We start from the raw sequence: 12,767 nt of genomic DNA, 5'->3' as shown, positions 1-12,767 counted from the left end.
GCGGGTTAAGTTTGTCGCGAGTTCCGCACGCAAAGGAAAGCACTTAATGTGCTTTCCGTCTTGCGCAGGACTGTAGAGCAGCAAACTAAACCCGCGCCAGCCGGCCCCGGAGACCCTCCCGGAGGGACCGAAAAATTTTTTCAAAAAAGTTGTTGCGCGGCGGACAGACTTCTGTGTATACTAATCCCCGCAGCGCACGAGAGCGGAAACAAACGCGAACGACTGCCTGGGGAGTTAGCTCAGTTTGGTTAGAGCGCCGGCCTGTCACGTCGGAGGTCGCGGGTTCGAGCCCCGTACTTCCCGCCAACGCAATTAAAGCCACGTCTTCGGACGTGGCTTTTTGCGTTTGATGCACTTTGTTTCGATAGAACGATCGCCCTGGTGCATCTTCGCCCAGAATCCTCGCGCCTTCGGGAACGCAAGTAAAATCCAATAAGCATATCTGTCTGAACAACAGCTTTGTTGCGCAACACCTGTTCAACGAGACAGGGGGTTAGGTTATACTAAATTGCACTATGCGCCGCATCTGATGCATTTCGCTCCAAGCGCGGCACTCAGTGGATATCCGATTTACCATTTGGATGTCCTGGCGGTCATTTAGCGTCTCGACACAAGCTCGGCCCCGGAGCTCGTTCGAGCTGTTCGTATTCCTTGAAAGGGGAAAAATGGACATATCGAGGAAGACTGATTACGCCCTTCGTATGCTGGCGATGCTTGCCGAGGATCCGGAGCGTTTGCTTTCTGTTCGCACCGCTGCCGAAGAGGTCAATGTTCCGTATTCGTTTGCCCGCTCGATTCAGCACGGTTTGGTCCAGGCCGGTATTGTGGAGAGCCTGCGTGGCGTCCACGGTGGCATGCGTCTCAAGGTCAGTCCGGACGACGTCACTATCCGCCAGGTCGTCGAGGCCGTTCAGGGTCCTATGGTTATGAACGATTGCACCGCGCCCGATGGTGACTGTGCGCGCATGGGCGCGTGCTGCTATCATCCCCTGTGGGCCGGAGCCCAGGCGTTGATGCGCGACTACCTCGATTCCGTTTCGCTCGGCGACATCGTCGCTCACCGCCAGTTCCCAGCCGTCGATCCCAAGTTCGCCGACCGCGAAGCGTTTCCCGAGTACGCCACCTGCGCGTGCGCTTACCGGGAGGAATAACGCCGCATAAGGAGCATAGCCATGATTCAGGACCCCTTTCGTTCGATGATTCGTTCGGAAGGGGTCCTGCGTTATCGTGACCTTCCGTGGCGCCGCACACGCGATCCGTACATCATTTGGCTTTCTGAGGTCATGCTGCAGCAAACGCAGGTGCCGCGTGTGGAGGCGCGCATGCCGGTGTGGCTCGATCGTTTTCCGACTGTGCAGGCGCTTGCCCAGGCCGTGCCTTCCGATGTTTTGGACGCTTGGCAGGGCATGGGCTACAACCGACGCGCTCTGGCGCTTCATGGGGCCGCTCAGCGCGTTGTAGAGGACTGGGGCGGGGAGTTTCCGCGTGAGACGCGTGACTTGGTCGCTCTGCCTGGTATTGGCCCGGCAACGGCGCAGGGTATCCGGTCGTTTGCGTTTGATCTTCCGGGCGTGTATCTGGAGACCAACGTGCGCACGGTCTTTTTGCATCATTTCTTTCCCGATGTGCCGGCCGTTCCCGATCGCGAGCTGGTGCCGCTGATCCAAGCCGCCTGTCCGGCGGCCCCTGGTGCGGCGGCGGATGAGATTGCGCCCTTTGCCGCGCCTCAAGACGATGCTGACACGCCGCGCGCGTGGTATTACGCGTTGCTGGATTACGGCGCGTATCTTAAAAAGACGCTGCCCAATCCGTCCAGGCGGTCGGCGGGCTATAGCCGTCAGTCCAAGTTTGAGGGCTCGCGTCGCCAAAAGCGCGCCCACATCGTGCGCATGTTGTTGGCAGCGCGCGATGGGCAGCCGGCGGGCATTACGGTTGATGAAGCTGTTGCAGGCGTTAACGAGATGGAAGCGTCAGCCGGTCGCGGGCCGGTCGAGCGCGAGCTTGTCGCGGGCATTCTAGCCGACCTGGAGCGTGAGGGCTTTTGCCGAGCCGAGGGCGATCGCTGGCTGAGCATCTAGCCTGTGCAAATCTGAAGAACAGGATTGTAAGGTTTAGATTTCCGGCATGAGGGCATCCTAAAGACAAGGCCGCTCGAAGCCTACGGGCGGCATGCGTTGAAGGGAAGTACACCTATGGATTTTGAGAGCTCCCAAACCAAGAAGAACCTCGAGACCGCTTTTGCCGGTGAGTCCCAGGCACACACCAAGTATCGCTACTACGCATCTAAGGCCAAGAAGGATGGCTACGTTCAGATCTCGAATATCTTTGCTGAGACTGCAGGCAACGAGTCCGAGCACGCCAAACTGTGGTTTAAGTATCTGCACGACGGCGCCGTCCCCGATACTCTGGACAATCTGCGCGATGCCGCCGCAGGAGAGAACTACGAGTGGACCACGATGTATGACGAGTTTGCCAAGACCGCCGAGGAGGAGGGCTTTGTCGAGATCGCCGAGAAGTTCCGTGGTGTCGCCGCCGTCGAGAAGGCCCACGAGGAGCGCTACAACAAACTCGTCGAGCGCATCGAGTCGGGCGAGGTGTTTGAGCGTGAGGGCGTGAAGGTATGGAAGTGCCTGAACTGCGGGCACCTGCACGTTGGTGCCGAGGCGCCTGAGGTGTGCCCGGTGTGTAACCACCCGAAGGCGTACTTTGAGGAGCAGGTGGTGAACTACTAGCGCTTGGCGCTGGCTGCTGCGGAGCGCAGGGCGGGAGGCCTGATCGCCTTCCCTCCCCGCTCACGGCTCCGCAGGGTCGCGTTGAGGGAAGGCAATCCGGCCTCCCGCCCTGCGCTCCGGCGTTGGGTCGTCGCGTGCTCGTTACAGAAAAGCTGATAAGAAGTTTGTGTGCCGCCCCTTATGGGGCGGCACGTTTTTGTGGGGGCCGGTTGGGGCGGTGACGTTGCTTAGAGGGTACACTGGGTAGCGTTGGCTATTCGTTTCCTCTTGTGAGGTGTTGGTTATGGGTAAGAAGTCTCGGGCTCGGGTTGCTGCGGCGGGAACTTGCAAGGATCCTGGTCGTCGGGTTGCTGAGGGCAAAAAGGCCGATCGTGCTGAGAAGGACAAGAAGGTCGGTGCGCATGCTCATCCTGAGTGGGCGCCCCATTTGAATTCGGCTAGTGAGGACTTGACCGCCAAGTTGTTTACGATGGTCGAGGTCATCTTGGGCGTGGTGCCTGTGGTGGTCATTGGCCTGTTCCTGGCCTCTAAGGATGCCACGAGCGTGGATAAGCTCACCGAGGTCTTTTCGCAGGAGCCCTCGATGGTGGTCTCGTTTATTTCTGCGTGCTTGCAGCCGTTTGTGGCGTACATGCTGTATATGGTCTACCGCAAATACTGCGAGGGTGATGCGGGCTTTGCCGCCGGTAACCTGATCGGTCTTTTGTGCTCCGAGATCCTACTGCTCAATATCCCGGGCGTCATCGGTATGGGCATCTTGCTGTGGCGTGTTTGGCGCAACGTCGCCCCGCACTTTGAGAGCTGGTTGTTTGAACGCCGTGCAATGGGCGTGCTGGCAGACATCGCGGGCTCGCTCGTGATTCTAGCCTTGGCGTTTATGTGCGCCACCGCCACCCGAGGTCTCGCGGGCATCTAAAGCTGCCTCCACCGACTGCGGAGCACGGGGCGGGGAAACACCTTTCCCTCTCGCTCACGGCTGCGCAGGTCGCGCGAGGTAAAGGTGTTTCCCTACCCTGTGCTCCGGCTTCGGGTCGTCGCGTGCTTGCTACTGAAAAACTGATAAGAAGTTAGCGTGCCGCCCCTTTTGGGGCGGCACGTTTTTGTATGGGGTCCCTGTCTTCACAATTTCCGTCAAGCTTTTGGTTAGATTTTGGTCAGTTGGCGTAAGGGTGGAAGGCCAAAAGATTGCTGACGAAAAAAGCTCAGAGAAAGTGCTGGTAGGGGAGTTGTTGAGCTTTTCGACAGCTTTTGAGCAAAAGAAACTTTGTGGCTATTGCCGGCGATTGCGTTGTCGCGGTCATGGCGGTGCGGGATGCTGGTCGTAAGCGTCGAATGCTCCGATTTTGGAGGCCAGCATGGATCTGTTTCTTGAGACTCCGCAGCAACAAGCTGAGCGCATGCTGCGTCAGCAGCAACGACTCATGGAGATGCAAATGCAGGGGGCGGCAGCCCAGCCCCCTGCGCAAAATGCCACGCCTGTGGTTTCGCCTGCGGGCGAATCGGCACCAGAGGCCTATTCCGTACAGCAAGATTCATATGCGCAGGAGCTCGCGTTCGACAAGCGTCGTGCGCGTCGTCGCCGCGTGGGCCAGCGCCTGCGCACATTGGCGATGATCGTGCTCATCCCGCTGGGGCTTGCGGTCATCTTTCTGGCGTCGTATGCCCTCACGTGCATCCTCAACGGCGCATCGCCCAACGAGGTGCTCCAACATCTAGCGGCCCTGGGCCAGCGCCTAGGCGACGTCATAACAACCATCCGCACCGGCTGGGAGAGCTAGCGTTTGTAACATTAGGACTTCTAGGGTGTAGGGATTATCGCCACGAGCGGAATTCTTGCATCCTGTTGGTCCTGTCGTGCGACTGAATAGTATTATTGAAGTTGAATAATAATAGGATTTGTTATGTATAAGCAGGATTTAGAGCAGACTCTGTTGGGCATTGACGAAGAGGCAGAGCTGGAAATAGGTCCAAGAGACGACAGGCCGAGCGTTGTATTGGTGGGAGGAAGCGCCTTCATGCTAAACGATGTGACGAATCGTTCGGTTACACATGACATCGATGTGTTTGAGGCGGACAGGTGCCTCCGCGAGATCATAGCTCGATACCCCGAGGTGAATGGTATGGCGGTGGCATATTGTAATCAGATGCCATTCAATTACGAAGATCGTTTGATCCCCTTGGATATTGGGGCGCGTTTTATCAGGTACTTTACGCCATCCTTGGAGGATCTGGCGGTAATGAAGCTCTATGCCTTCCGTCCGAACGACATCATCGATCTTCATAGTCAGGCATTCGTCGACCGACTTGATTGGGGGCTGCTCGAACGGCTTATATTCGACGAGGGAGAAGCACTGGCGTCGTCGCCTTCGGAGCGGAGTTATCAAGAGATGGTCTGTGCATACAGGCAATACAAAAAGGAGGTGCTCGGTTGAATCTGACCTTTGAGGGATTCTTAAAAGGCTATTGCCGAGAGCTATCCGGACAGCAGTCGCTCAGTTTTAGAAAACTGGTTAAGCAAGCGACGACGGTTGCGCCGCGCGTGGCGGAGCCCCTGTTTTTGCTCGCTTTGGCACAGGGTAAAGCCGAATACGTTCTGGGCTTATCCGAGGGTTCGTGGATGGAAGAGGGTTACCGAGGCGTTTTGTCCTTGTACGCCCAAACGGGTAGCCTGGCATCTCTATGCGCCGAGGATAAACTTCCTAATCGTTATGACAACGTTTGGCGTGCGTATAGAGCGGTGAAGGAAAAGCCAGTGGCGGACAGAAGGATCAACGCCCTGATGCGAAAAAGAACGTTGGGAGCGCTAGAGGAATCGGGCGTAACGCGCTACGGTCTCTGCCGCGATTTGAATCTGAATAAGGGAAACGTGTACGCATATTTAGCCGGTGATGACTCAAAGGTGAGCAGGGAGACGGCGCGCCGCATTATGGAATATGCGGAGGAGAGGGGCGCCCAAGAAGGGACCGGGCGCCCGGTGCGTATGGCGGGGTAAGATTGATCGCGGTTTTGATTGGTGCTCGATTGGGTTTGTTGGGCGGAGTTTATGTCTGCTATTGATATTGTGCTTGTTGTGATTGCCTTGGTGGCGGTGGGGGTTGCTGTGGCTTGTGCCCTGCAGCTCAAGGGCCTTCGCGTCGAGCTGCAGGAGCGCGGCGATAGCGGGGCAGAGATGCTGGCTGCGCTCGAGCAGGCCAACAATGCGCTCGACACCCTGAACGTCGCTTTGGCCGAAACCCGCCGCACGGCAAATGCCATCGCGCAGCAGCAGACGACCGATGCGGCCGTAGAGCAGCAGCGCTACCTGACCATCGCGCGTGAGTTCTCGCAGGCCGGCGACCGTATGGATGACCTGCGCCGCGAGACAGCCCAACAGCTTGGCGCCAACCGCGAGGGCATCGAGCACCGCCTGGACAAGGTGCGCGAGACGGTCGATGCCCAGCTGGGCGCCATACGCAAGGACAACAACGTGCAGCTCGATCAGATGCGCGCGACGGTGGACGAGAAACTCTCCCGTACGCTCAACGATCGCCTGTCGGCATCGTTTAAGCAGGTGAGCGACCAGCTCGAGGCCGTGTACAAGGGCCTGGGCGACATGCAGTCCATCGCCACTGGCGTGGGTGATCTTAAGCGCGTGCTGGGCAACGTGAAGGCGCGTGGCATTTTGGGCGAGGTGCAGCTGGGTGCAATTCTGGCGGACATCCTTACGCCCGATCAGTATCTGGAAAACGTCGCCACCAAGCCCGGCGCCTCGGAGCGCGTTGAGTTTGCCGTCAAGCTGCCGGTGGACGAGGGCGATCCCGTGCTGCTGCCGATCGACTCCAAATTCCCGGGCGACGCGTACGAGCACTTGCTCGACGCGCAGGAGTCGGGCGATGCGGAGACCGTTGCCGCGGCGCGCAAGACGCTCGACACCATGGTCAAGCGCGAGGCCAAGGACATCTGCGAAAAGTACCTGAGTGTGCCGGCAACGACCAACTTTGGCATCATGTTCGTGCCGTTTGAAGGGCTGTACGCCGAGGTCGTCAGCCGCCCCGGGCTTATCGAGACCCTGGGCCGCGACTATCACGTCAACGTTGCCGGCCCCAGCACCATGGCGGCCATTCTCAACAGCCTGCAGATGAGCTACCAGACGTTTAGGCTGCAAAAACGCACCGACGATGTACTGCGAGTGCTCTCCGCCGTCAAGGCCGAGCTGCCGCGCTATCAAAAGGCGCTGCGCCGCGCCCAGCAGCAGATCGAGACCGCGGGTAAAACGGTCGAGGGCATTATCACCACGCGCACCAACGTCATGGAGCGCAAACTCAAGGATATCGACGCGCTGGAAGACGCCGACCAAGCCGATGAGATCTTGGGACTCACGCCCGCGGGCCTTTCCACAGACCAAGAAGACGAGGACTAATTGCAACAAGGCAGCGGGGCACCGGCGCAAACGCGGGCACCCCGCTGCCTTTCACATCGCGCTTGCCTGAAGCGCTTTAGTGTGCAACAAGGGCGTTTCGCCCTATCAGACGCGAAAGGAAGCCCATGTCTCAGAGAAACACCAGTCCGCTGAAACGCTCCACCGTGCGCCGCACGCTGCAGCGGTTTTGGGGTGTCACGCGCACGCAGCCGCTGATTGTCTTTCTCTCGGTGTTCTCGTCGGCGGGCTACATCTTTTTGCTGACGTTTGCCAATACCTATGTGATGGCCCTCATTGTCGACCGCGTTCAAGCCGGTCCCGTGGCGGGTGATCAGGTGTTTGAGGTCTTCGGCCCCTATATCCTGGCGCTCGTACTCGTTAACCTGGTGGGCCAAATCCTCTCCAAGCTGCAGGACTACACCGTCTACAAGCTCGAGATTGCGGGCAACTATCACCTGGCGCGCCTGTGCTTCGACACGCTCTCCAATCAATCCATGACATTTCACACCAGCCGCTTTGGCGGATCGCTCGTGAGCCAGACGAGCCGTTTTATGAGCGGCTATACGGGGCTGGTCGACGTGACGGTGTATTCGCTCATCCCCACCATCACCTCGGTCATCTGCACGGTGGCGGCGCTCGCCCCGGTGGTGCCGACGTTTACCGTGATCCTGGTGTGCATCATGGCCGTCTACATCGCGTTTGTCTGGCTTATGTACAAGCGCATCATGCCGCTTTCGGCCGCGACGTCCGCCGCGCAGAACAAGCTCTCGGGCGTGCTCTCCGACGCGGTCACGAACATCTTGGCCGTCAAGACCTGCGGGCGCGAGGACTTTGAACGTGATCTGTTCGACGCCGCTGATCGTGCCGCGCGCGATGCCGAGACGGTCTCGATGCACGCCATGATGCAGCGCAACTTTACGACCTCGGGTCTTATCGTCATCACCATGGCCGTGGTGAGTGTGTTCGTGGCGGGCGGCAACGCGTGGTTTGGCATCTCGGCTGGTTCGCTCGTCATGATCTTTACCTACACGTACAACCTCACCATGCGCCTGAACTACGTGAGCTCCATGATGCAGCGCATCAACCGCGCGCTGGGCGATGCGGCCGAGATGACGCGCGTGCTGGACGAGCCGCGTCTGGTGGCGGACGACGAGGACGCCCCCGAGCTCAAGGTGACCGAGGGCGCGATCGATTTTGAGCACTTGAGCTTTGCATACCGTGACGCCGCGGCGGGCGAGAACGCGTTCGACGACCTGACGCTCCATGTGGCGGCGGGCCAGCGCGTGGGCCTGGTGGGCAAATCGGGCTCGGGCAAGACGACACTCACCAAGCTGTTGCTGCGCCTGGACGACGTGCAGGGCGGCCGCGTGCTCGTGGACGGCCAGGACGTCTCGCGCTGCACGCAGCAGAGTCTGCGCCGCCAGGTTGCCTACGTGCCGCAGGAGGCGCTGCTGTTCCACCGCTCCATTCGCGAGAATATCGCCTACGGCCGCCCCGACGCCACCGACGAGCAGATTCGCGAGGCAGCGCGCCTGGCCAATGCCCTGGAGTTTATCGACCGCCTGCCCCGTGGCTTTGACACCATGGTGGGCGAGCGCGGCGTTAAGCTTTCGGGCGGACAACGCCAGCGCGTGGCCATCGCCCGTGCCATCCTCACCGACGCGCCGATTCTGGTGCTCGACGAGGCGACGTCTGCCCTCGACAGCGAGTCCGAGGCGCTGGTGCAGGAGGCGCTCGAGAACCTGATGCGCGGCCGCACTTCCATTGTGGTGGCGCACCGCCTGTCCACCGTGGCGGCGCTCGACCGCATCGTGGTGCTGGCAGACGGCGAGATTGTCGAGGATGGCACGCATGCTCAGCTCGTCGAGGCGGGCGGCGAATACGCAAGCCTGTGGAGCCGCCAGACCGGCGCATTTTTGGAGGCGTAAAGACCCCATACGTGGGACAATCGTGCCCATAGGTTTGTTATGCCGCTGAGCCGAGGAGTCGTTATGCCACGCGAGACCAATGCCGCCAAACGCGAACGCGCCATCGAGGTGTGCGAGCGCCTTAACCGTCGCTATGGCCCGGTCGAGTGCTTCTTGGACCACGAGAATCCATTTAGGCTGCTCATCGCGGTACTGCTCTCGGCTCAGACGACCGACGCGCAGGTCAACAAGGTGACGCCCCAACTGTTTGCCCAGTGGCCAACGCCCGAGGCCATGGCGGGGGCGAGCGTGGCCGATGTGGCCGATACCATTAAGTCACTCGGCTTTTATAAGAGTAAGGCCAAGCATGCCGTGGAGGCCGCGCGGATGATTGTTGCCGACTACGGCGGCGAGGTGCCGGCCGACATGAAGGAGCTCGTCAAGCTGCCGGGCGTGGGGCGCAAGACAGCGAACATCGTGCTCAACGTAGGGTACGGCATCGTGGAAGGCATCGCGGTGGATACGCACGTCAACCGCATCGCGCACCGCCTGATGCTGAGTCCCAAGACGCACGCCAAAGAGCCGCTCAAGACCGAGCAAGATCTGCTCAAGATCTTGCCGCACGAGTATTGGGAGTCGGTCAATCACCAGTGGATCACCTTTGGCCGCGAGATTTGCGATGCCCGTAAGCCCAAGTGCGACGAGTGCCCGCTGGCAGACCTTTGCCCCAGCGTGCGTGTGACGGGATAGGGCCCGGCACGTTTTGCCGGCGCTCGAAGACGGCGACCAATGTTGCGCAACACATTTGGGCTGCGAAGGCTCAATATGATGGCGGCAGATACCGTTTGTTGTGAGGGGATGCCCGAATATGTTTTGCACCAAGTGTGGCTCCGAGATGCCCGACGGAACCGATTTTTGCACGAACTGCGGGGCGCGCATGGGCGCCGCTTCTCCGGCTGCCGCGCCTGCTGAGCCCGCACCGATGCCGGTGGCAGGGATGCCTTCCGTGCAGAAGAAGTCGTATAAGCGCGCGGTGATTGTCGGCATGTGCGTGGTGGGCGTGCTCGTTGCCGGCGGTGCCGCTCTGGCGCTGACCGGCGTGCTGGGTCCGCTTGGGCAGGGCAATTCATCGCAGATCACGGTGCTGGGGTCTGACGAGGGTTCGGCCGAGCTTAAGGACCAGGGAAGCGCCAAGGAGAAGCCTGCCGAAGAGCAAGAGGAGCCGGAAGAGCCCGGACAGACGGGCAGCAGCGTAAAGGTCGACCTCAACGACCAGGCAACTTATGCCGCGGCGAACCTGTTCCTGTCGAACTTTACGGAGGAGCACTTCGATCGGGACTGGTATCAGGCGGGCGGCTTCGATTCGACTGACGGACTTTCTGATGACGAGAAATACAAGCTGGTCAAGTTTATCTGGTGCCATTTTATTGACAACGCGCCGTATCGAATCGAGAAAGGCGACTATGACAACGGTCACTATCAGCGCATGGCGACCGATGTGATCAATAGGGAACTCAATCGCCTGACGGGTCTGACGCTCTCGGATGCTGACATGACCTTTGATAAAGGGTCGGGTGGGCAGATGCTTGCCGATTCGGCCGAAGCGCATGACGGGTACTTGTATCTGAAGCAGGAATACGGCCAGGGAAATTACAACCCATCGTGTGCCATCGTTACGGGCGCGACTGACCTTGGCGACAACATCTACGAGCTCACCTATGAGGTCTACAGTGCTGGCGGCATGTTACTTCCTTCCGACATCCCCGAGAGCACCTACGGCCTGCCAAAGGACCAGTTCATCGCCGCAATTCAAGCGGATGCATCCATGGGCCGTACCGAGACTTGCACGGTCCGCGTCGCGCAGGGTGACGGCGCTCCGATCTTCACACTGCTTAAAATGGGCGTCTACGACTAGACTCGGCGTATAGCTCACTCTGATAGCGCCAGACGGCTTGCCCGTCTGGCGTTTTTTGCGGGGCTGTGCATGCGCTTGAGCAGGAGTATATGTCGCCGCCTGCCGCCCCATGCAAAAATGTGTTGCTAATTTAGAAGCTTATTCAAGCGCGCCGAAGTCGCGGCGTGCTGGCGTAGCATGAGCAAAAAATCAAGCAATGGAGGGTAACGTGGCAATATCGAAGACGCGAGAGCTCGAAGATTATTTTGAACGCATCGTGCGCACGCGCGAAGGCGACCTGCCTGGTCGTCGCAAAGGCGACGAATACTTGTCTCAAACCCATGCGCTCTACCATGGCGACCCTGCGCCCTGGGCTCTGACGCCAAAGATATTCGACAAGGATATGACGGCGCTTCTTAAGGAGGCCGCCGAGCGCATGTACGGCATTATGGACAAGGTGACGCGGGCGTTTTGTTCCGATGCCTCCGTGCGTGCGTGGTTTCGCATGGATCCGGCTTTTGCTGACCTGTGCGCTATGGATGCCGGCTATGATTGCCAAATTCCCCTTGCGCGTGTTGATATCTTTCTTGACGAAGATGCCGGTTCGTATACGTTTTGTGAGCTCAATACCGACGGCAGTGCCGGAATGGTAGTGACCGATGCGGTCTGTCAGGCAGTGCGAATGACGCCTTCCTTTGAGGAGTTTGCATCCGACCACCCCGGCTTTCGGCAGTACGATTTGTGCGGTAGCTGGATAGACGCATTGTTTGAGACCTATGCAGAGTGGAAGCTGGCCCATCCTCGCCGCACCGAGGATAGTGCACGATCGGACGACGGGGCCCGCGTTGACGAGGGGCTCTATGCACCGCAATCAAAGATATATCCCGCTTCGGTGGCAATCGTCGACTATTCGGAAAGCATCGACTTGGAAGATGCGGCTCATTTTGTCGACCTTATGAGGCGACGGGGTGTGGTGGCGCGCTTTGCGGATGTGCGCGACCTGCGGATTGGCGAAGACGAGAGCGGTGCTAGGCGGCTGTGCGATGCCGCCGGTCCTATTGATTGCGTCTGGCGGCGCGCGGTGACCGGCGAACTGTGGGATAAGCCGTGCGACGGACGCTCGGCCTTAATCGAGGCTGCCCAAGAAGGGCTTGCATGCATCGTCGGTGGTTTTAGAACGTGGCCGTGTGCGACTAAGACCGTATTTGCGTTTTTGTGGTCTCGGGCCGGTCAGTCCTTGTTGAGCCCGGAGGAGCAATCGTTTGTACGGGAGCATGTGCCCTATACCGAGATTATGGACGAAAGCACCCAGTTGTCGAGATTTGCCGAAAAGGACCGATGGATCGTCAAGCCGTGCGGCGGCTACAATGCGGTTGGCGTTGTCGCTGGTTTGGATGCCACGGAACAGGAATGGTCCCAGGTGCTTGCTCGTGCTGCGGCCGCTGGGGCGATTGTGCAGGAGTATGCTCAGCAGTATCAGACTCCCTGCTTGCGCGGAACGCTTGTCGATGGGCCGCATCGAGGAGAGGCACCCAAAGGACTTGTGGATGATCTCGGTTTTGCGCCCGCTTCTAATATGGAAGGCCTGTACCTGTATCGCGGCCGTTTTGCGGGCGTGTACACACGCGTCGGCTTTGCCAACACCATAGGAGAGTGGACGAGCCGTTTGAACGTTGCGAGCTTTTTTGAGGAATAGCCGTTTCTTGGGGCACCTTCCGTGGTTGCGGCGTTCGAAGTGACGGGGAGATTTTGGCGAAGCCGATGAGCCCGGTTCTATCTGGCGTTTTTGTTGCGGGGCTGGGCGTACGCCTGAGCTGGAGTCCTCTTCATGCGCT

The 12,767-nt window shown here is 59.3% G+C and carries 12 protein-coding genes and 1 tRNA gene; all 13 read left to right on the top strand.

Annotation, left to right across the window (positions count from 1 at the left end):
- The first annotated feature begins 228 nt into the window (after nt 1-228).
- The 13 genes from ABHR76_RS05380 to ABHR76_RS05320 all read left to right on the top strand — a co-directional run bounded on the left by ABHR76_RS05380 (nt 229) and on the right by ABHR76_RS05320 (nt 12,628).
- Nucleotides 229-306 (top strand) — tRNA-Asp (locus ABHR76_RS05380).
- 359 nt (nt 307-665) lie between these two features.
- Nucleotides 666-1,151, top strand: coding sequence for an RrF2 family transcriptional regulator (locus ABHR76_RS05375; protein ID WP_138341664.1), 486 nt, complete (start codon nt 666-668; stop codon nt 1,149-1,151).
- 21 nt (nt 1,152-1,172) lie between these two features.
- The gene (locus ABHR76_RS05370) at nt 1,173-2,078 is read left to right on the top strand and encodes an HhH-GPD family protein (RefSeq protein ID WP_346977002.1); all 906 of its coding nucleotides are present in this window, start codon (nt 1,173-1,175) and stop codon (nt 2,076-2,078) included.
- Nucleotides 2,079-2,192: 114 nt separating this feature from the next.
- Nucleotides 2,193-2,732, top strand: coding sequence for a rubrerythrin (gene rbr / locus ABHR76_RS05365; protein ID WP_346977001.1), 540 nt, complete (start codon nt 2,193-2,195; stop codon nt 2,730-2,732).
- Between the two features lie 283 nt (nt 2,733-3,015).
- Nucleotides 3,016-3,648, top strand: a complete 633-nt coding sequence (locus ABHR76_RS05360; protein WP_346977000.1) for a hypothetical protein — start codon at nt 3,016-3,018, stop codon at nt 3,646-3,648.
- Nucleotides 3,649-4,087: 439 nt separating this feature from the next.
- Nucleotides 4,088-4,510, top strand: coding sequence for a hypothetical protein (locus ABHR76_RS05355; protein WP_195521490.1), 423 nt, complete (start codon nt 4,088-4,090; stop codon nt 4,508-4,510).
- Between the two features lie 123 nt (nt 4,511-4,633).
- On the top strand, nt 4,634-5,164 hold the full coding sequence (locus tag ABHR76_RS05350) for a DUF6036 family nucleotidyltransferase (protein ID WP_346976999.1): 531 nt from the start codon (nt 4,634-4,636) through the stop codon (nt 5,162-5,164).
- On the top strand, nt 5,161-5,724 hold the full coding sequence (locus ABHR76_RS05345) for a hypothetical protein (RefSeq protein WP_346976998.1): 564 nt from the start codon (nt 5,161-5,163) through the stop codon (nt 5,722-5,724). Before ABHR76_RS05350 ends, ABHR76_RS05345 begins: the two co-directional genes overlap by 4 nt.
- Before the next feature lie 51 nt (nt 5,725-5,775).
- Nucleotides 5,776-7,131: a DNA recombination protein RmuC gene (locus ABHR76_RS05340; protein ID WP_346976997.1), complete on the top strand. Its 1,356-nt coding sequence runs from the start codon at nt 5,776-5,778 to the stop codon at nt 7,129-7,131.
- A gap of 125 nt (nt 7,132-7,256) precedes the next feature.
- The gene (locus ABHR76_RS05335; protein WP_346976996.1) at nt 7,257-9,059 is read left to right on the top strand and encodes an ABC transporter ATP-binding protein; all 1,803 of its coding nucleotides are present in this window, start codon (nt 7,257-7,259) and stop codon (nt 9,057-9,059) included.
- A gap of 63 nt (nt 9,060-9,122) precedes the next feature.
- Nucleotides 9,123-9,788, top strand: coding sequence for an endonuclease III (gene nth / locus ABHR76_RS05330; protein ID WP_271737330.1), 666 nt, complete (start codon nt 9,123-9,125; stop codon nt 9,786-9,788).
- Nucleotides 9,789-9,906: 118 nt separating this feature from the next.
- The gene (locus tag ABHR76_RS05325; protein ID WP_271737329.1) at nt 9,907-10,953 is read left to right on the top strand and encodes a zinc ribbon domain-containing protein; all 1,047 of its coding nucleotides are present in this window, start codon (nt 9,907-9,909) and stop codon (nt 10,951-10,953) included.
- Nucleotides 10,954-11,161: 208 nt separating this feature from the next.
- Nucleotides 11,162-12,628, top strand: a complete 1,467-nt coding sequence (locus ABHR76_RS05320; protein WP_346976995.1) for a hypothetical protein — start codon at nt 11,162-11,164, stop codon at nt 12,626-12,628.
- Nucleotides 12,629-12,767 lie beyond the last annotated feature (139 nt).

It is taken from the genome of Collinsella aerofaciens, assembly GCF_039752985.1.
GTDB lineage: Bacteria > Actinomycetota > Coriobacteriia > Coriobacteriales > Coriobacteriaceae > Collinsella > Collinsella aerofaciens_BT.
This window is presented reverse-complemented; position numbering and strand designations above follow the sequence as displayed.